The organism is Marinomonas lutimaris, assembly GCF_019426345.1.
Taxonomy (GTDB): Bacteria; Pseudomonadota; Gammaproteobacteria; order Pseudomonadales; family Marinomonadaceae; genus Marinomonas; species Marinomonas lutimaris.
This window is the reverse complement of the sequence record NZ_JAHLLW010000003.1, coordinates 122,777-141,365: the sequence shown is the minus strand read 5'-3', so window position 1 is coordinate 141,365 and position 18,589 is coordinate 122,777. Positions and strand designations below refer to the sequence as shown.

Below are 18,589 nucleotides of genomic sequence, written 5' to 3'. Positions count from 1 at the left end.
TATGTATTGGGGAGGTTACTGATTATATGACAGTTTAGATATTAATTATGATCAAAAAAAATCCCAAGCAGCATGGCCGCTTGGGATTTTCTAGTGCCATGTCAGATAAGTTAACCTATCTGACATTTAGCGTCTTTAACGATGATTACAGTGTAGCTAGTGCATTGTTGAAGGTTGTGCTAGGACGCATGATCTTAGCCACTTCGTTAAGATCCATGTGGTAGTAGCCGGATAGACCAGAAGGTTTACCTTGTACTGCCGCAAGTTCTTTAACGATTTTGTCTTCGTTATCAGCAAGTTGCTTAGCAAGAGAGGCGAATTTCGCCGCCAATGTTGCATCTTCAGTCTGTGCTGCAAGCTCTTGAGACCAGTAAAGCGCTAGGTAGAAGTGGCTGCCACGGTTATCAATTTCGCCAACTTTACGAGAAGGAGACTTGTTAGTATCTAGTAATTTGCCGGTTGCTTTATCTAGGCACTTAGCAAGAATTTTTGCTTTCCCATTGTTGTGCTTGATGCCAAGCTCTTCGAAAGATACCGCCACTGCAAGGAATTCACCTAGAGAGTCCCAACGAAGGTAGTTTTCTTCCATAAGCTGTTGGACGTGCTTAGGAGCAGAGCCACCCGCACCAGTCTCATACATACCGCCACCGTTTAGCATTGGAACGATAGACAACATTTTCGCAGACGTACCTAATTCCAAGATTGGGAACAAGTCAGTTAGGTAGTCACGTAGGATGTTACCCGTTACTGAAATTGTGTCTTTACCACGAATAATACGTTCCATAGAGAAACGGATCGCTTCATTGTAAGACATGATGCGAATGTCTAGACCGCTTGTGTCGTGGTCTTTTAGGTAAGTTTCTACTTTTTTACGAAGTTCGTTATCGTGTGGACGAGCGTCTTCTAACCAGAATACTGCTGGAGTATCAGACTGACGAGCACGAGTTACGCCTAGTTTTACCCAATCGCGGATTGCTGCATCTTTGGTTTGGCAAGCGCGCCAGATGTCGCCTTTTTCAACATTGTGTTGCATCAGTACATTACCGTTTGCATCCACAACGCGCATTACACCATCGGCTTTCATTTCGTATGTTTTGTCGTGAGAACCATACTCTTCTGCTTTTTGAGCCATTAGGCCAACGTTTGGCACGGTACCCATGGTGACTGGGTCAAATGCGCCATTAGTTTTACAGAAATTAATAGTTTCTTGGTAGATGCGAGCGTAAGTGCTGTCTGGAATAACGGCTTTAGCGTCGTGTGCTTTGCCGTCACGGCCCCACATTTTACCAGAGTTACGGATCATCGCAGGCATAGAAGCGTCAACGATTACATCACTTGGTACGTGAAGGTTAGTGATGCCTTTATCAGAGTCAACCATCGCTAGCTCAGGACGTGTTTTGTAAACGTCTTGAATCGCTTGTTTGATCTCTTCTTGTTTCGCTTCTGGAAGGCTTTGGATCTTGTCGTAAACGCTGCCTAAACCGTTGTTTGGGTTAACGCCGATTTCTTTGAAAAGCTCACCGTATTTTTCGAAAACGTCTTTGTAGAAAACCGTTACCGCATGACCAAATACGATTGGGTGAGAAACTTTCATCATGGTTGCTTTTAAATGCACAGACCACATGACGTTGTCTTCTTTCGCTTCTTGCAATGTTGCTTCAAAGAAGGCGCGAAGCTTTTTGGTGCTGATGTTCATGCTGTCGATGATTTCGCCAGCTAGAAGAGGAAGTGATTTTTTCACTTCAACAGAGCCGTCTTTTGCAACGAATTCGATCTTAACTGTTTGAGCAGAATCCATAGTAACGGACTGCTCAGAAGAGTAGAAATCGCCATCACGCATGTAATCAACGTGAGAAACAGATGTTTTGCTCCATTTGCCCATTGAATGAGGGTTTTTACGAGCGAAACCTTTAACGGCTGCAGGCGCGCGACGGTCAGAGTTACCTTGACGTAGAACTGGGTTTACTGCACTACCAAGCACTTTAGAGTAGCGAGCTTGAACGTCTTTTTCTTCGTCTGTTTGTGGGTTTTCTGGGTATTCAGGAAGGCCGTAACCTTCAGCGTTTAATTCTTTGATTGTTGCGTAAAGTTGTGGCAAAGAAGCACTGATATTAGGCAGTTTAACAATGTTTGCTTCTGGGGCTGCTGTTAGATCACCTAGGAATTTTAGGCCGTCTTCAGCCTGTTTGTCTGCCGGAAGTAGGTCTGAAAAAGCAGAAATAACACGACTAGCCAAAGATATGTCTGTCAGTTTTAGTTCGATGTCTGCTTCTTTAGCGAAAGCGCCAAAGATAGGAAGTAGGGACGCGGTTGCCAGAGCTGGCGCCTCATCCGTAAATGTATAGTAAATGGTTTGTTTCGTTGACATGTAATTCCCCTAACATTTCAGGCATTAGCCTATTGAATCGAAGATGACTTTTAGCCGCCATTCCCTAATTTAAACTGCTCTTACAGGTTAACCCGCACAGGTTAAAAATTTGTACGATATACTACATAAAAAACCAACATAGAGATATTGGCTCTCAGATATAGTGGAAATTGATTTCAATTATTCGCTGAGTATTTTGCTAAACAGCTTCAATCACCAACTTCTAATTAAAAGATTATTTATTAGGCATAAAAAAAGCCCTGTCGGGCCTTTTAAATATTAGTTACGTGATTCTAAAGCATTCAATAATGCTTTTCTTTTAAAAATCAAATGCCAGCGTTTTCCACCAAGTTGTCGCCATAGCATGGCGGCTCGAATCCCCGACATTAAAATAGCTCTAACTTGGTTGGCTACTTGTGGTTGCTGTAAAAAACGACTGTCGCCATGTACTTGAATGCGAAAGGGTAGCTTGCTCAAGGTGTCCTGATACATGCCAGAAATCGACGCCAGCATGTTTTCGTGTAGAACGCTCTCATAATGGGCTTTTTTCTGCTCGATTTGAGCGATTTTTTGCCCAATGGTTGACAACATCTCTGGTGCTTTAGCTAGTTTGTTCTCAAGGTGAATTATGCTAAGCGCGTATCTAAGCGTATCTGGATTAACACTACTGCGTTCTTTGCCTAAGGCCTGACGAGAGATTTTTCTTCCTAAAGCAAGATTGGTTGAGCAATCCCATTGACCGCCGTAAATATCTTCAGTAGAGGCTGCGTTAACCATTAATAAGCTGTCTAGTAATGGTTGTAAGCTGGCATTATCTACCTGACCTGTTTTCGCTAAAATCGACACTAATTCTGCCGCTTGAAATATGGCGGATAGGGCGATAGTTTGCTCTTTTTCTCTGCTACTCACGCTTTCTCTCTCAATGATTACTTGTTGAAGGCGACGTTAATGATGCCGCCACCAAGACAGACTTCGTCTACATAAAACACCACGGATTGGCCTGGTGTGATTGCTCGCTGCGGTTCCACAAAGGATACTTCAACGCGGCCATCGGCTAATTCAGTGATGGTACATTCTTGATCTGGCTGACGATAACGGCATTTTGCTTTGCACGTTAAAGGGAAGGTTGGTTTTTTTCTTGCAACCCAATCGAAGTTGTCCGCAATTAAATGCGTTTTAAATAAAGATTCGTGCTGACCACCTTGTGTCACGATCAATACATTTCGTTCTAAGTCTTTCTCAACCACATACCATGGATCGTCAGAGTATTTGGCTAGACCGCCAATACCCAAACCTTGGCGTTGGCCAATAGTGTGATACATCAAACCATGATGGCGAGCAATTTTGTCCCCCTCAAGGGTTTCTATATCACCAGGTTGAGCGGGTAAATATTGCTCTAAAAAGTCTTTGAAGCGGCGTTCGCCGATGAAGCAAATACCGGTACTGTCTTTTTTGTTGTGAGTGACTAGACCAAACTCTTCAGCCAAGCGGCGCACTTCTGGTTTTTCCAGTTCACCAACAGGGAAAAGTGTCTTTGCGATTTCGTCTTTGCCAACCGCATATAAAAAGTAGCTTTGATCCTTGTTGCCATCTAAGCCTTTTAGCAGTAGTGGCTCACCGTCTTTTTCGCCGCGACGAACATAATGGCCGGTTGCTATGTAATCAGCATTCAATGCCATGGCGTATTCTAAAAATGCTTTAAATTTTATTTCTTTATTACACAAAATATCTGGGTTTGGCGTGCGGCCAGCTTTGTATTCGGCAAGGAAGTGTTCGAAGACATTGTCCCAATATTCTGATGCGAAGTTAGCTGTATGGAGCTTGATACCGAGTTTATCCGATACGGCTTGAGCATCCGCTAGGTCGTCTTTCGCGGTGCAGTATTCTGTGCCATCGTCTTCGTCCCAGTTCTTCATGAATAGGCCTTCAACCTGATAACCCTGTTGCATCAGAATAAGTGCTGATACGGAGGAGTCGACACCGCCAGACATGCCCACAATGACTTTTTTATCGTGATTGGCTGGTTTATCTGTTAGGTAGTGGCTTTCTTTCATGACCGGTTTTTTCTCGACTGTTAATTTAGTAAAACGAAGAGGCATAGCCTCAGTGAATTTGATTGCGCATTGTACTTCATTTTTGAGTGCTCGGCACAGGCGACAAGTACTGATCTGACAAGAATGATAAGGAAATAATGGGGTTGTTTTGCGAATCTTCAATGCAGGCTTTAATTAATGGGCTGCGATGAGGTAGTGCCATGATTTCTTCGTAAGTTAACCAGTGGCTAGAAACAATATCTTTATCAAGTGGCTCGTTGGTTTCACTAACAGGTTCGCATAAAAAACATAGGCGATGGTAAGTGTCAGCGCCTTCGTATGGTGTAAAAGCATACATGCCAAGTAAGCCGATAGGTTTCACAATCCAGCCTGACTCCTCTTTTGTTTCACGAATCATCGCTTCTATGGCGCTTTCGTTATTTTCTATGTGACCGGCTGGCTGGTTTAGTACTAGGTTTCCGTCTTGCCACTCCTTCACCATGAGGTATTTTGTTTTCTTTGGATCCGAGTTGTCTTTTTTGACCAGTGCTGCGACGGTTAGGTGAGGCAGCCTTTCTCTTTCTTTGCTCTTCAAACTGAGTAACCTCTTTTAGTAAATTGTCGGTTGGTGCTATGTAGTTCCATTGGCCTACTGTTGTGTTTTCTAGAGTATAGGGGCCGATGGCATAACGAATTAACCTGAGTGTTGGGAAGCCTACAGCGGCCGTCATTCGGCGCACTTGTCGATTTTTACCTTCGCGAATCTGTAACGATAGCCAGCTGGTGGGAATAGCTTCTCGATAGCGAACGGGAGGATTTCTTTCCCAGATGTTTGGTTCTGACATACGCTCTGCTTGGGCGGGCTTAGTGAGTCCGTCTTTTAGCTCAACACCTTGTCTGAGTTTTTCTAAAGCTTGGTCTGAAATCTCGCCTTCAACTTGAACCCAGTAGGTTTTGGGGAGCTTAAAATCAGGTGAAGCGATGATGTGTTGTAAAGCACCTTGATTGGTTAAAAGTAAAAGACCTTCAGAATCAAAGTCTAATCTTCCAGCAGGATAAAACTCTGGTATTTCAATATATTTGGCAAGAGTGGTTTTATCGCCTTCTGCAGAAAATTGGCTAAGTACTCGAAAAGGCTTATTAAATAAAATTAAATTAGAAGGCATGAGCTCAATGTGTGTTTAAAAAGAACGGAAGGAGTAAAAATAGAGTCAAAAAATGACCGTCTTACTCCTCATCATGAGGAGTAAGATAACAAATCCGCTTGAGGATAGCGATGATCTAGCGGCCTATGCTGGTTGAGTTTTTTTAGTGTCTGAATGAGTGTCCTCTTGTATAGCGCCTTGTTTAGTTTCTTCTTTAGATAATGTCGGATTGATTTCAATAGCGTGTAGGCCTCGCTCTCCTGGTTCGACGTCAAATGTTACCGCCTGACCTGCTTTTAGCGTTTTGTAGCCTTCGACATTGATCGCAGAATAATGAATAAATAAATCTTCATTAAAATCTTCCGACACAATAAAACCGTAGCCTTTTGCATTGTTAAACCACTTCACTGATCCGTGATGCATGAGTCACTCCTTATCCACTCAGTCGATATTTGCTTATGTCTCTCAAAATGAGTAATGATGACGGTAAGCGCGTTAAAAAACATAGCTCGGATAGCGCAGATTACTAAATAGGTGCAAATTGTTTATGACGAATCAATGCTAGAATTTCAATTGTAAACATTGATTGCACATTTGGTCACCCCAATAAAGAGCGTAGAAGCCCTTTTGGTATTTGTAAAATCCAAGTGGTAATCTATTACTCATAAAAAGTCGTATATAAGTTGTAATGCGTCACAATATTGGCAAATTACGTAAAAAATTGTAGCCTCAGAGGCATGGGATGATTACAGATCAACAAATTAGACTAGTATCAGAAGATGATGAGCAGCACGGGCATTCTAGTATTGCAATCGCTCCTGAAGAAACAGAATTAAAACCACCATCAATGTATCAGGTGGTGTTGTTTAATGATGACTATACGCCAATGGATTTTGTCGTATTTGTTCTACAGAGGTTTTTTTCTATGGATGGGGAGAAGGCTAATCAGGTAATGTTAGAAGTACATCAAAAAGGGAAAGGCGTTTGCGGTATTTACCCTTTTGATATTGCTGAAACCAAAGTGGCAATGGTACAACAGTTCGTGGAACAAAATGAGCACCCCTTAATGTGCGACCTACAAAAGGTTGACTGATTCAGAGTGAGGGAATAGCAATGTTAGATAAAGAACTAGAACAAACCCTGAATACGGCTTTTAAAGCGGCGCGTGACAAGCGCCATGAATTCATGACGGTTGAGCATTTATTATTAGCTCTTATTGAAAATGGCGCTGCTTCAAGCGTCCTCAAAGCATGTGGTGTGAATTTAGATACCTTAAGTAAGGAGCTTGAGGAATTTGTTGATAGTACAACACCTCTAATCCCTGAAGATGACGATGAACGTGAGGTTCAGCCGACTTTAGGTTTCCAGCGCGTATTACAGCGTGCGGTTTTTCATGTTCAATCTTCTGGTAAGCGTGAAGTAACAGGTGCCAACGTATTGGTGGCTATTTTTAGCGAACAAGAAAGCCAAACCGTTTACCTATTAAAACGACATGGTGTGGCGCGGATTGATGTGGTCAATTATGTTGCTCATGGCATTTCTAAAACGGGTGAAGCGTCTTCTCAAAATATGGATCATGATGACGAAGCAGAAGATACAGCGACTGCGCCGTTACAAAAATTCGCCACAAATCTTAACGAAGAAGCTAAAGCAGGTAAGATCGATAAATTAATCGGTCGTGAATACGAAGTAGAGCGAGTAATACAAACGCTTTCTCGTCGTCGTAAAAATAATCCTTTATTGGTTGGTGAGTCTGGCGTTGGTAAAACAGCCATTGCTGAAGGTCTAGCACGACGTATTGTCGATGGGCAAGTGCCTGATGTGATTGCGGATGGCGTTGTTTATTCCCTAGATCTAGGTGCCTTGCTGGCTGGAACCAAATACCGCGGTGATTTTGAAAAACGACTTAAGCAATTGTTAGGCGAATTGAAAAAGTTACCAAATGCGATTCTTTTTATTGATGAAATCCATACCATCATTGGTGCGGGTGCCGCTTCTGGTGGCGTAATGGATGCTTCCAATCTGCTTAAGCCAGTATTGAGTTCTGGTGGCTTGCGTTGCATTGGCTCAACAACGTTCCAAGAATTTCGTGGTGTGTTTGAAAAAGATCATGCTTTGGCGCGTCGCTTCCAGAAGATCGATGTGAATGAGCCAAGTGTTGATGATACTTATCAAATCTTGAAAGGCATCATTGGTGCATTTGAAGAGCATCATAAGGTGAAATACGAAGAGTCTGCTTTACTGGCTGCTGCAGAGCTTGCTCAGCGCTATGTGCCAGACCGTCATATGCCCGATAAGGCAATTGATGTGGTGGATGAGGCCGGAGCTTATCAACGCTTGCAGCCAGAAGATAAACGTAAAGCTACCATCACGGTTGCGGATATTGAAGATATTGTCTCTAAGATCGCTCGTGTGCCTGTGAGGGCGGTGAACTCGGATGATAGACAAGTGCTATCCAATCTAGAGCGTAATTTGAAAATGGTGGTCTTCGGTCAAGACAATGCTATTGATGCTTTGTCGGCTGCGATTAAGTTGTCTCGTGCAGGTTTGAAAGCTGAACAGAAACCTATTGGTTCATTCTTGATGGCTGGTCCAACAGGTGTTGGTAAAACGGAGGTTACTAAACAGCTTGCCAAGCAATTGGGACTTGAATTGATTCGCTTTGATATGTCTGAGTACATGGAGCGTCATGCAGTGTCTCGTTTGATTGGTGCGCCGCCGGGCTATGTTGGTTTTGACCAAGGTGGTTTGTTGACCGAGGCTGTTACGAAGAATCCTCATAGTGTCGTGTTATTGGATGAGATAGAAAAAGCTCACCCAGAAGTCTTTAACTTGCTTTTGCAGGTAATGGATCATGGTACTTTGACTGATAATAATGGACGCAAGGCGGATTTCCGTAATGTGATCTTGGTGATGACATCGAATGCGGGGGCTCAAGAACTGGCTCGTCGTTCGATTGGCTTCTCTAGTCAGGATAACTCAACTGATGGTATGGAGGTTATTAATCGAACCTTTACGCCTGAGTTTAGAAACCGCTTAGATGCTGTCATTCAGTTCCAGCAATTGGATGAGCGTATTATCTTTAACGTGGTAGATAAATTCTTGGTAGAGCTGCAAGCTCAGCTTGATCCAAAAGGTGTCTTGCTGGAGGTCTCGGATACCGCTAGAGGCTGGTTGGCCAATAAAGGTTATGATCGTCAAATGGGCGCTCGTCCAATGGCTCGTGTCATTCAGGAGCATCTAAAGAAACCATTAGCGGATCATATCCTCTTTGGTGATCTTCATGATGGTGGTCATGTCAAAGTGGCTTTGGATGAGAAAAGTGACGAGTTGAAATTTGAAGTGATCAAAGAGGCGGTTGTTCATTAAACTGTCACAAAACGAACTCCGTAGATCTTGTAGGTCGTGCTTTGGCGCGTCAAGGTTTTTGGTTTAGTGTTATCGGTCTTTTGACGGCCTAAAGGCCGACCTACAGGTATTAGCGACATAAAAAAACCGGACAATGTCCGGTTTTTTTATGTCATCTATTTAAACTGCCCAGTTATGGGTTGCTTAAATTAACGGGCGCGGTAAACGATACGACCTTTTGAAAGATCGTAAGGTGTTAACTCAACTTTTACCTTGTCGCCAGTCAAAATACGGATGTAATTTTTACGCATTTTACCAGAGATATGTGCAATTACTACGTGTCCGTTTTCTAATTCGACACGGAACATGGTATTAGGCAACGTATCAATGATAGTGCCCTCCATTTCTAAGCCTTCTTCTTTTGCCACAATATGTGTCCTATGGTGTTAACTTACTATTATTTAGTAGACGCCGACCATACCTAAGAGGAGGTCTGCAGACGAAGAGGGAAGATGTCCCTCTTTGGTCAATTGAGCGCTAAATAGCTTAATCATGATTGTGTATTTAGCGACGTCTGAATTTTGATCGAGCGTATTTTGCCTAAAAACGCAGCGTAAGGCAAACCTAGATACGTTTTCATTACGTCTATTTTTAGCTTAAATAGGTTGTTTTTCAGCTTTTTTGCCAATATTTATGATAACTGAGTTCTTTTTTATACTTAGAATGAGTTGCTCTAAGGTGTTGCAAAAATCTTTTCTTGGTAGTTTCTTTGCGCCTAGTGATAGCAAATGATCGGATTCTACTTGGCAGTCTATCAACTCAATTCCACAGTTTTTGGCTAGTTCGCAGAATGTTTTTAGGGCTATTTTGGAAGCATTTGGCACGAGTGAAAACATCGACTCACCAAAAAACATATTCCCCATCGCTACACCATAAAAACCGCCGACAAGTTTGTTGTCTAGCCATATTTCAATGGAATGCGCGTAACCTAATTTATGTAGCTTTGTATAAGCATTTTTAATGTCTTTCGATATCCAAGTGCCTTCCTTGTCAGCTCTTAGTGCAGAGCAATAGCCTATCACAGACTCAAACTCTTTATTGATTGAAAAAGACCAATTGCCTTTCTTGATGGCTTTTTGAAGTGATTTTGATGCGTGAAAATGGCTAGGTGTTAACACGCACCTTTGTTCAGGGTGCCACCACAAAATAGGATCTGGGTCACTAAACCAAGGAAAAAAACCTTTGCTGTAGAGGTGAAGTAACCGTGTTGAAGAAAGATCCCCGCCAATAGCTGATAAACCTTCTGGATCCTCTAGCGCCTTACTTGGATCAGGTGTGTCGTATGGTGATTCTGAAAGTAATATAAGTTCGTGATTTTCATCGTTAGCGGAAGCTGACATGAGGTGATTGTATTCCTAGTTTTTTTACAGAACGTTTCTATTTATTGATTATAGTTTTTTTCATCTTAAAAACTATCTTCAAGTGTTTTTTATAAAAAAACTAAAGGAAAAAAATTATTAACCGATAAGTGAAATTAAGGAAGAAAAAACATTCCACTTGCGACTTGTTGACACAATGTTATTCTTATTTCACTTTAATGTGCATGAATAGCTTAAAAAAAATGTAGTTTTGGGTTCTTGTTGGGTGTTTTTTGTCCTAAAAAGGGTGCAAAATGAAAAAAAAAAGAAAAAAAGTGCAAGGAGTGCTTGACCCGTAATGGGAAACTTGGTTTTAATCGATGCAGTCCTAAGCGGTAATTCGAAAAGATAAGTCGAATGCGGTATTCGGAACTACAAGATATTTTGCTTTTTTGATAACTGTCATGAAAGTGAAACTGATAGGTTTTAAGATACACGAATCGTTGATTTAACAACGTTTCTTGGTGAAATGAAAATCGATCGATAGGTCTACAAGACCATATAATATAATATAAAGGGGAATCTTGAATGAAAGCGATTAAACTTGCTTCTGTGTTTGCAGTATCTGCTGTTGCGGCTGCTGTTTCTACTGCTACTTTTGCTGCTGAGACGGTTATCACTGGTGAAGCTGGTGTTGAATACGTTAGCTATCACGGTAACGCTTCTGATACTAATGGTGATACGGCTGATGGTACGGATCTTGGCGAAATCGAATTTCACATTGATACAGGTATCGTTTACGCTGAACTTGAAGTGAAAACTGATGGTAATGATGAAGGTACAGATCTTAACTTTGAGAAACTTTATGTTAAGCAAGGTGCTGTATCTTTCGGTCGCTTTGACGGCACCGTTGCTACTGGCGCTTTCATGGGCATGGATGAGATCTACGACGGTGTTGATAGCCGTGACAATCGTGTTGTTAACAAAGAAACTGATAACACAGGTATCCGCTACAAAGTTACTCCAGAATTCACTGTTGCTGTAGAAGCATCTGGTTCACGTAATGTGCGTGTTGCTGATCCAGCTAACAATGTTACGGCTCAAGAAAAAATCGACTCTGAAATCGGTGTAGCATTCTCTTATGTTAAAGATTTTGGTATGGTGAAACTAGGTGTTTCTGCTGGTGCTATTGGCGATACTAATGCTTATAACATTGGCGCTCAAACGACTGTTGGCATGGCTACTATCTCTGCTAACTACGGTGCTGGTGAGACTATTGATGATGTTGACACAGATTCTTCTTCTGCAACTACTGATGTTGAAAGAGCTCAGATTAACGTTGCTTTAGCTGTGACTGATGCTTTGACTCTTACTTATGAGTATGCTCGTGATCTAGAGAATTCAGGTAAAGCTGGTAATGCGGATCATGTTGATGCGACTTACTTCATTGCAGAGTATGTTGTTGGTGATCTAACTTACTACTACAAAAACTACAATGGCGATTCTGATGTAACTGGCGATGCTGGTAAAAACATTGTTGGTGTAAAAGTATTCTTCTAAGACTTTCTCTAAAGGCATTCTTTGAAAAAGAGGATATCTTTACTAGTTAAAGCGAAAGCCAGCCCTTTGGGCTGGCTTTTTTTATGGTAAGCTTAGCGAACTTATGACTCCGTTATATGGGGCATGTTTTGTTTTGATTAGCATAAGATAGGAAGGCGCGTTTTGTCAGAAAAAATGAGTGAGTCGGTACGATCACCAATTTGGGATATGTTTGCCAAGCAGGCGGCGTTTATTGCAGCTTTGTTATTTTTATTCTTTTTTGGTTTGGCGACCTATACCTATAACCCAGATGATGCTGGTTGGTTTTATTCTGGTAGCGGTGCTGCCACTCAAAACTCTATGGGCCCAATTGGTGCTATTTTAGCCGATTTGGTGTCTGGTTTTTTTGGATCTTTGTTTTATTCCTTACCCCTTCTGTTTTTCTGGGTCGCTATCATTATATGGCGTAACCCTCATTCTTTATTGCCTCTTAATAATGCTTTGTTATGTACTATCGGTAGTATCTTATATTTATCATTTGGTTCTGTGTTGTGCTTTTTGCATACGGTTGGTGATCCTTCACTTCAGTATGGAGCTGGTGGCATTTTAGGGCGTGGCCTTGGCGTCTTGTTATATAGTTTTATTGGCTATGACGGTGCAACCTTGGTCAGTTTAGCCTTAGTGGTTTTGGCTTTTACCTTATTGTCGCAAGTGCATTGGTTGGGTTTAATGGATCGTTTAGGTGAAAGGGTTTACACCTTCACCATGTATGTACGTCAAAAATGGGCTGATAGTCGTGAAGCAAAGGCCAATAAGAAAGCCGACGCAGCTGAACTTCTAGGTATTGATGACGAAGCCGAAGAGCCTGCAATAGTTAGAAAGAGACGAAAGGCAGCAAGTGAGCCGACGAAAGTTGAACCTGCGACTAAAAGTAAGTCCAAAACGAATGTTTTATTTGAGGATTCTATAAGCGAAGACTCTTCTCAAGAGGAAGGTAAAAAATCCAAGTTTAGTTTGTCTTCGCTGTTTTCAAAATCTAAGTCTGCGAAAGCGGATGAAGCCTCCTTTGATTCATCGACTTCTCACAGCGAGCCTGAGTTCGGTGGTTTAGATGATCTGTCTGTTGGTGGTTTATCCTTTGATGATAAAGACGTCAATTTTGGTGATACTCTCTATATTGAAGAGTCTTGGTCAGCACAACGAGATGACATAGCAAAAGAAAGGGTTGCACAACCTAAGCAAACTGTAGCTGCCAAACCTGTTGAATGGGAGGACGAACAAGATATTGCTCCTTCGAGCATTTCTAGAGAGCAGGCTGATGCCATGCTGTTTAATAATGACAAACAGCCTTCAACTATTCCTCCTGCTCATAAACCTGCATTTCGTACTTTGTCAGAAGCTAAACAGCTGGATTCGCTTAGTGGTCCTTATGCAGATGAAGTAGATAGTAATAAAAAGATTGAAGCTTACTCTTTACCGGATCGCTCTGTTCTTACTAAACCAAAACCAAAGCAGGGCGGTTATTCGGAAGATGAACTGTTGGCATTATCTGAATTGTTGGAGCAACGCCTTCAGGACTTTGGCGTAAAAGCGGATGTGGTCGAAGTGAATCCTGGTCCTGTTATTACCCGTTTTGAAATTCAACCCGCGCCAGGTGTTAAAGTCTCTCGAATTACCAATTTGGCCAAAGATCTTGCACGTTCTTTGAGTGTAATGAGTGTGCGAGTGGTCGAAGTTATTGCCGGTAAATCCACTATCGGGATCGAGATTCCTAATCAGGTTCGTGACACCGTGTATTTTTCTGAAGTGATTAATTGCGATGCCTACGATAGATCGTCTTCGCCACTAACTTTATCGCTTGGTCATGATATTTCAGGTGAACCTGTTGTTGTTGATTTAGCAAAAATGCCTCACGTGTTGGTGGCTGGTACGACGGGCTCGGGTAAGTCTGTTGGTGTTAATGCCATGATTTTAAGTATGTTGCTGAAATCGACGCCCGATGAAGTGCGTATGATCATGGTCGACCCCAAAATGCTTGAACTGTCGATTTATGAAGGTATTCCGCATCTTTTGACGCCGGTTATTACCGATATGAAAGATGCTGCCAATGGTTTGCGTTGGTCGGTCGATGAAATGGAGCGCCGCTATAAGCTGATGTCGAAACTAGGTGTGCGTAACATCGCGGGTTACAACAAAAAAGTACGTGATGCTATTGATGCGGGTAAGCCAATTCAAGATCCATTATGGCAACCTGAAATGGCCATGTTCTCAGAAGAAGGCGTCGCTCGCACCGTGCCTCATTTAGAGCCTTTGCCTTACATAGTAATTATAGTTGACGAATTTGCTGACATGATGATGATTGTTGGTAAAAAAGTGGAAGAGCTTATCGCTCGTATTGCACAAAAAGCGCGTGCGGCAGGAATTCACTTGATTCTAGCTACGCAACGACCTTCTGTGGACGTTATTACCGGCTTAATCAAAGCAAACATTCCAACTCGTATGGCGTTTCAGGTTTCCTCGAAAATTGACTCGCGAACCATTCTTGATCAAGGCGGCGCCGATCAACTTTTGGGTATGGGGGATATGTTGTATCTACCAGCGGGTTTACCAACGCCAATTCGTGTGCATGGTGCTTTTGTGTCAGATGAAGAAGTGCATGCAGTGGTAGAAGAGTGGAAACAGCGGGGCGAGCCAGATTATATTCAAGATGTTGTTGTTAATCCTGAAGATCTAATGACGGATGGTGGTGGAGAAGATAAAGATGCACTTTATGATGAAGCTGTGAAAATTGTCATTGAAACACGTAAAGCTTCAATCTCGTCTATTCAGCGTCGATTAAAAATAGGTTACAACAGGGCGGCTAACTTGGTTGAATCAATGGAGGCTGCAGGTCTGGTTGGCCCTATGGGAACCAACGGGCAGCGTGATATTTTGATTCCAGAATAAAAAATGATAGTTCGAGAGTTCTTGTTTTCGGAGCTCTTATTTTTAATGCTTTTTTTGGAGATACATTTTGTTAAATAAATTAGTCACTATGGCTATGCTTACAATTGTAACCGTTTTTCAAACAGCGATGGTGCAGGCCGCTGATGCGACCAGCTCGATAGAGAGTTTGTTAGAATTGAACCGCAATATTGAAGGCGAATTTCGTCAGGTTACTTATGACGAAAAAGGTAAGCAGCTGCAAGTAAGTGAAGGTGTTTTTCTTCTTGCGAAGCCTAATCAATTTGTTTGGGATAGTGTGACGCCTTTTGCACAACGTATTATCTCTGATGGTAAATATATTACCGTCTGGGATGTGGATTTAGAGCAAGCGACGAAAAAACCTTTGTCTGGTGCGGTAGGTAATTCTCCAGCTGCACTACTAGGTCAGCCTGCAGCAGAAGTGCTTCCGCACTATAATGTCACGACACTTGGCAGCGAAAAGTTCCGTTTAGCGCCGAAAGAAGATCAGGACTTATTTCAAACATTGACTCTGTCTTTCCGCGATAAAGTTATTAGCGCGATGAGTATCTTAGATGCGCTAGGGCAAACGACGGTGATTGAATTTAAAAATGTTGAGACGCATGAAGGCGTGGCGAAAGAAAATTTTATTTTAGACTTGCCAGCTAACGTGGATGTGATCGAAGAAGGTCAGTAATGAAGGATCTTTTTTCGGACATACCAACAGGAGGGTATCAGCCTCTTGCAGCCAGAATGCGGCCCGCTAGTCTCGATGATTATATTGGGCAGTCGCACTTGGTTGGTCCGGGAAAGCCGTTACGTAGAATGGTAGAAACAGGCCACTGCCATTCTTTTATTCTTTGGGGGCCTCCGGGAGTTGGGAAGACTACTTTCGCTCAGCTTCTATCTCATGCGCTAGATGCCCAGTTTATTGAAATCTCAGCTGTCATGTCTGGCGTTAAAGAGATTCGTGCGGCAGTAGATCAAGCAAAACAATTGCGCGCGATGAACGGCACTCAGACCGTTCTATTTGTTGATGAAGTGCATCGTTTCAATAAATCGCAGCAAGACGCTTTTTTGCCTTTCATTGAAGACGGTACCTTTTTGTTTATCGGTGCAACCACAGAAAACCCAGCCTTTGAATTGAATTCTGCTTTGCTGTCGAGGGCACGCGTTTATCGTTTGAAAACGCCGAGTGTAGATGAGGTAAAGCTTGTTCTTATGCGAGCTTTAGGAAATCACGAAAAAGGCGTTGCAGCTTACTCTCAAGAAAGTGGCTTTCAAATAGACGATTACTTTTTATCTGTATTGGCTCAAGCGGCTGATGGTGATATTCGTCGAGGCCTTAATTTCTTAGAAATATTATCCGATCTTGTGGAGCCGGGAAGTAAGGTGACGCAAGAGCAGTTGGAGGATGTCTTAGGCGGTAGTGTTCGTCGCTTTGATCGTAAAGGCGATGTGTTTTACGACCAAATCTCAGCGTTTCATAAATCTGTTCGTGGTTCATCGCCTGATGGTGCCTTGTACTGGATGGCGCGAATGCTGGATGGCGGCTGTGATCCTTTGTACATCGCTCGTCGCTTGCTGGCTATCGCATCGGAAGATATTGGTAATGCGGATCCGCGAGCCTTGCAGATTGGCTTAAACGCTTGGGATGTTTTTGAGCGCGTTGGTCCGAGTGAGGGGAATCGTGCTATTGCGCAGGCAGCCGTCTACATGGCGTGCGCACCTAAGAGTAATGCCGTTTATAAAGCCTTTAATCAAGCAATGTCTGATGTCGCGGCGCAACCTAGTTATGAAGTGCCTGTACATTTGCGTAATGCACCAACCTCTTTGGCGAAAAGCATGGGGCATGGCGATGAGTATCGCTATGCTCACAATGAAGAGCATGCTTACGCCGCCGGTGAAAACTATATGCCAGAAGAATTGGCCGATATGCGTTACTATCAGCCGACAGATCGCGGCCTAGAGAAAAAAATCAATGACAAGCTGGCCTGGTTGTCTGATTTGGATAATCAAAGCCCGTTACAGCGTTATGACTCTTTTTACCAGTCTCAAGGCTTATCTCAAGGGGATGAAGAATGATGTATTTTATGATTGCCATTGGTGGCGCGTTTGGTGCACTGAGTCGTTACGGCATGACAAAATGGATTAATACCTACTGGAATCATCATTTTCCCTTTGCGACTATGGTGATTAATGTTCTAGGCTGTGTGTTGATGGGCGTGGCGTTTGTAGTGATAAGCGAGCGCATGCCATCCCTTGAGCCTTATCGACCTCTGGTTATGGTGGGTTTTTTAGGGGCATTTACCACTTTTTCCACTTTTTCGTTGGAAATTGTCTCTCTTATTAACATGCAGGCTTGGCTAAGTGCAGTAAGCTATTTATTATTGAGCTGTGTTTTGGGGATTGCTGGTTTAGCTGTCGGTATGGCCGTTACTCGTTTTTTTTGATCCCTGTTATTGTTTGAAGACACCCTAATTTATTTATACACACTGATTGAAGGATATTGTTGCCCAGATGTTAGACATTAAAGCATTACGCGCTGACCCGGAAGCCATTGCGGCTCAACTTAAAAAGAAAGGCTACGAGTTGGATGTGGCGACATTTTCTTCCTTAGAAGAGCGTCGTAAAGCCATTCAAGTAGAAACCGAGCAGCTGCAACAAGCCCGAAATTCAGTGTCCAAAGAAATTGGTCAGGCGATGAAGTCTGGCGATAAAGACAAAGCGGCTGAGCTAAAAGCACAAACGGCAACCCTAGGCGATGATCTAGAAGCGGCTAAAACACAGCTGACACAAGTTCAAGAAGAATTGGAAAGCTTGTTAGAAGGCATTCCAAACCTGCCTCATGCTTCTGTTCCAGAAGGTAAGACTGAAGACGACAACATTGAAGTTCGTCGTTGGGGAACACCTAAGCAATTCGACTTTGAGCCAAAAGATCATGTGGATCTTGGCGAAGCGATGGAAATGCTGGACTTCGAAGCCGCAGTAAAAATTACTGGTTCTCGTTTTGCTGTTATGCATTCTGATTTAGCGCGTTTACACCGTGCTTTGACTCAATTTATGATCAACACTCATGCTGATTTGCATGGTTACACAGAAGTGTATGTGCCTTACTTGGTAAACGCTCATTCCCTAAAAGGAACGGGTCAGCTACCTAAGTTCGAAGCAGATTTGTTTAAAGTGCCAGTAGATAAAGACAGCGGAAACAATGACCTGTATTTGATCCCAACAGCAGAAGTGCCTGTAACAAACTTGGTACGGGATGAAATTTTAAATGACGCAGATTTGCACAAGAAATTTGTCGCTCATACACCTTGTTTCCGCAGCGAAGCAGGTAGTTATGGTCGTGATACTCGCGGCATGATTCGTCAGCATCAGTTTGAAAAAGTTGAGTTGGTGCATGTTTGTCGTCCAGATATTTCTGAGCAAGTGCTTGAGGAATTGGTTGGTCACGCAGAAGTTATTTTGCAGAAACTGGAGCTTCCATACCGTACGGTGATCTTGTGTGGTGGCGATCTTGGTTTCTCTGCACACAAAACTTACGACATTGAAGTGTGGTTGCCAGGTCAAGGTAAATACCGCGAGATTTCTTCTTGCTCTAACATGTGGGACTTCCAAGCTCGTCGCATGCAAGCGCGCTGGCGTAACCCAGAAACAGGTCGTCCTGAATTGGCACACACCTTGAATGGTTCTGGTTTGGCTGTAGGTCGTACGTTAGTTGCTGTACTTGAAAACTATCAAAATGCTGATGGTAGTGTGCGAGTTCCTGATGTATTGGTACCTTATATGGGTGGCAAGACCGTATTGAAAAAAGCGTAAGCTAAATTTTCTAATAAAAAAGCCTCAACGGAG

At 42.8% G+C, this 18,589-nt stretch carries 16 protein-coding genes; 8 read left to right on the top strand and 8 right to left on the bottom strand.

Annotated features, from left to right (window positions below; genetic code table 11):
- Window positions 1-145: 145 nt before the first annotated feature.
- From KPL72_RS05705 to KPL72_RS05680, 6 genes are all read right to left on the bottom strand, one after another.
- Window positions 146-2,368, bottom strand: a complete 2,223-nt coding sequence (locus tag KPL72_RS05705; RefSeq protein ID WP_219702141.1) for an NADP-dependent isocitrate dehydrogenase — start codon at window positions 2,366-2,368, stop codon at window positions 146-148.
- Between the two features lie 279 nt (window positions 2,369-2,647).
- Complete coding sequence (hflD, locus tag KPL72_RS05700) at window positions 2,648-3,277, bottom strand: high frequency lysogenization protein HflD (RefSeq protein ID WP_219702140.1); 630 nt, start codon at window positions 3,275-3,277, stop codon at window positions 2,648-2,650.
- 17 nt (window positions 3,278-3,294) lie between these two features.
- Window positions 3,295-4,422, bottom strand: a complete 1,128-nt coding sequence (mnmA, locus tag KPL72_RS05695; protein WP_219702139.1) for a tRNA 2-thiouridine(34) synthase MnmA — start codon at window positions 4,420-4,422, stop codon at window positions 3,295-3,297.
- A gap of 76 nt (window positions 4,423-4,498) precedes the next feature.
- On the bottom strand, window positions 4,499-4,903 hold the full coding sequence (locus tag KPL72_RS05690; RefSeq protein WP_219702138.1) for an NUDIX domain-containing protein: 405 nt from the start codon (window positions 4,901-4,903) through the stop codon (window positions 4,499-4,501).
- Window positions 4,839-5,567 (bottom strand): pseudouridine synthase, encoded by a 729-nt coding sequence (locus tag KPL72_RS05685; RefSeq protein WP_219702137.1) that lies wholly within the window; start codon window positions 5,565-5,567, stop codon window positions 4,839-4,841. The genes KPL72_RS05690 and KPL72_RS05685 overlap by 65 nt, the downstream gene beginning before the upstream one ends.
- A 123-nt stretch (window positions 5,568-5,690) precedes the next feature.
- Window positions 5,691-5,969 (bottom strand): cold shock domain-containing protein, encoded by a 279-nt coding sequence (locus KPL72_RS05680; RefSeq protein ID WP_212916011.1) that lies wholly within the window; start codon window positions 5,967-5,969, stop codon window positions 5,691-5,693.
- Window positions 5,970-6,288: 319 nt separating this feature from the next.
- Here KPL72_RS05680 and clpS point away from each other — a divergent pair, with 319 nt between their 5' ends.
- Together clpS and clpA are read left to right on the top strand one after the other, a co-directional pair.
- Entirely contained in the window at window positions 6,289-6,639 is a 351-nt protein-coding gene (clpS, locus tag KPL72_RS05675; protein ID WP_012070938.1) for an ATP-dependent Clp protease adapter ClpS, read from the top strand.
- A 20-nt stretch (window positions 6,640-6,659) separates the two neighbouring features.
- Window positions 6,660-8,915, top strand: coding sequence for an ATP-dependent Clp protease ATP-binding subunit ClpA (gene clpA, locus KPL72_RS05670; protein WP_212916010.1), 2,256 nt, complete (start codon window positions 6,660-6,662; stop codon window positions 8,913-8,915).
- Between the two features lie 188 nt (window positions 8,916-9,103).
- Here the strand turns inward: clpA and infA are convergent, their stop codons facing one another.
- On the bottom strand, window positions 9,104-9,322 hold the full coding sequence (gene infA, locus KPL72_RS05665) for a translation initiation factor IF-1 (protein ID WP_012070936.1): 219 nt from the start codon (window positions 9,320-9,322) through the stop codon (window positions 9,104-9,106).
- Between the two features lie 228 nt (window positions 9,323-9,550).
- A complete protein-coding gene (gene aat, locus KPL72_RS05660) occupies window positions 9,551-10,294 on the bottom strand; it encodes a leucyl/phenylalanyl-tRNA--protein transferase (RefSeq protein ID WP_219702136.1) in 744 nt (247 codons plus the stop codon).
- Window positions 10,295-10,840: 546 nt separating this feature from the next.
- Between aat and KPL72_RS05655 the strand changes: the two genes are divergently transcribed.
- From KPL72_RS05655 to serS, 6 genes are all read left to right on the top strand, one after another.
- Window positions 10,841-11,812 (top strand): hypothetical protein, encoded by a 972-nt coding sequence (locus KPL72_RS05655; protein ID WP_219702135.1) that lies wholly within the window; start codon window positions 10,841-10,843, stop codon window positions 11,810-11,812.
- Window positions 11,813-11,974: 162 nt separating this feature from the next.
- Window positions 11,975-14,737, top strand: coding sequence for a DNA translocase FtsK (locus KPL72_RS05650; RefSeq protein WP_430010737.1), 2,763 nt, complete (start codon window positions 11,975-11,977; stop codon window positions 14,735-14,737).
- Between the two features lie 67 nt (window positions 14,738-14,804).
- Window positions 14,805-15,431, top strand: coding sequence for an outer membrane lipoprotein periplasmic chaperone LolA (gene lolA / locus KPL72_RS05645; protein WP_249411603.1), 627 nt, complete (start codon window positions 14,805-14,807; stop codon window positions 15,429-15,431).
- Window positions 15,431-16,819 (top strand): replication-associated recombination protein A, encoded by a 1,389-nt coding sequence (locus KPL72_RS05640; RefSeq protein ID WP_219702134.1) that lies wholly within the window; start codon window positions 15,431-15,433, stop codon window positions 16,817-16,819. The genes lolA and KPL72_RS05640 overlap by 1 nt, the downstream gene beginning before the upstream one ends.
- Window positions 16,816-17,187 carry a fluoride efflux transporter CrcB gene (gene crcB / locus KPL72_RS05635; RefSeq protein ID WP_212916006.1) on the top strand — a complete coding sequence of 124 codons (372 nt, stop codon included), beginning with the start codon at window positions 16,816-16,818 and terminating at the stop codon, window positions 17,185-17,187. The genes KPL72_RS05640 and crcB overlap by 4 nt, the downstream gene beginning before the upstream one ends.
- 67 nt (window positions 17,188-17,254) lie before the next feature.
- Window positions 17,255-18,556 carry a serine--tRNA ligase gene (gene serS, locus KPL72_RS05630; protein WP_219702133.1) on the top strand — a complete coding sequence of 434 codons (1,302 nt, stop codon included), beginning with the start codon at window positions 17,255-17,257 and terminating at the stop codon, window positions 18,554-18,556.
- Window positions 18,557-18,589: the final 33 nt, after the last annotated feature.

Bases quoted from the DNA above. Each gene is read 5' to 3' on its own strand.
- KPL72_RS05705 (WP_219702141.1), bottom strand. From the start codon at position 2,368: ATGTCAACGAAACAAACCATTTACTATACATTTACGGATGAGGCGCCA.
- mnmA (WP_219702139.1), bottom strand. From the start codon at position 4,422: ATGAAAGAAAGCCACTACCTAACAGATAAACCAGCCAATCACGATAAA.
- KPL72_RS05690 (WP_219702138.1), bottom strand. From the start codon at position 4,903: ATGGTGAAGGAGTGGCAAGACGGAAACCTAGTACTAAACCAGCCAGCC.
- KPL72_RS05685 (WP_219702137.1), bottom strand. From the start codon at position 5,567: ATGCCTTCTAATTTAATTTTATTTAATAAGCCTTTTCGAGTACTTAGC.
- KPL72_RS05680 (WP_212916011.1), bottom strand. From the start codon at position 5,969: ATGCATCACGGATCAGTGAAGTGGTTTAACAATGCAAAAGGCTACGGT.
- clpS (WP_012070938.1), top strand. From the start codon at position 6,289: ATGATTACAGATCAACAAATTAGACTAGTATCAGAAGATGATGAGCAG.
- clpA (WP_212916010.1), top strand. From the start codon at position 6,660: ATGTTAGATAAAGAACTAGAACAAACCCTGAATACGGCTTTTAAAGCG.
- aat (WP_219702136.1), bottom strand. From the start codon at position 10,294: ATGTCAGCTTCCGCTAACGATGAAAATCACGAACTTATATTACTTTCA.
- KPL72_RS05655 (WP_219702135.1), top strand. From the start codon at position 10,841: ATGAAAGCGATTAAACTTGCTTCTGTGTTTGCAGTATCTGCTGTTGCG.
- KPL72_RS05640 (WP_219702134.1), top strand. From the start codon at position 15,431: ATGAAGGATCTTTTTTCGGACATACCAACAGGAGGGTATCAGCCTCTT.
- crcB (WP_212916006.1), top strand. From the start codon at position 16,816: ATGATGTATTTTATGATTGCCATTGGTGGCGCGTTTGGTGCACTGAGT.
- serS (WP_219702133.1), top strand. From the start codon at position 17,255: ATGTTAGACATTAAAGCATTACGCGCTGACCCGGAAGCCATTGCGGCT.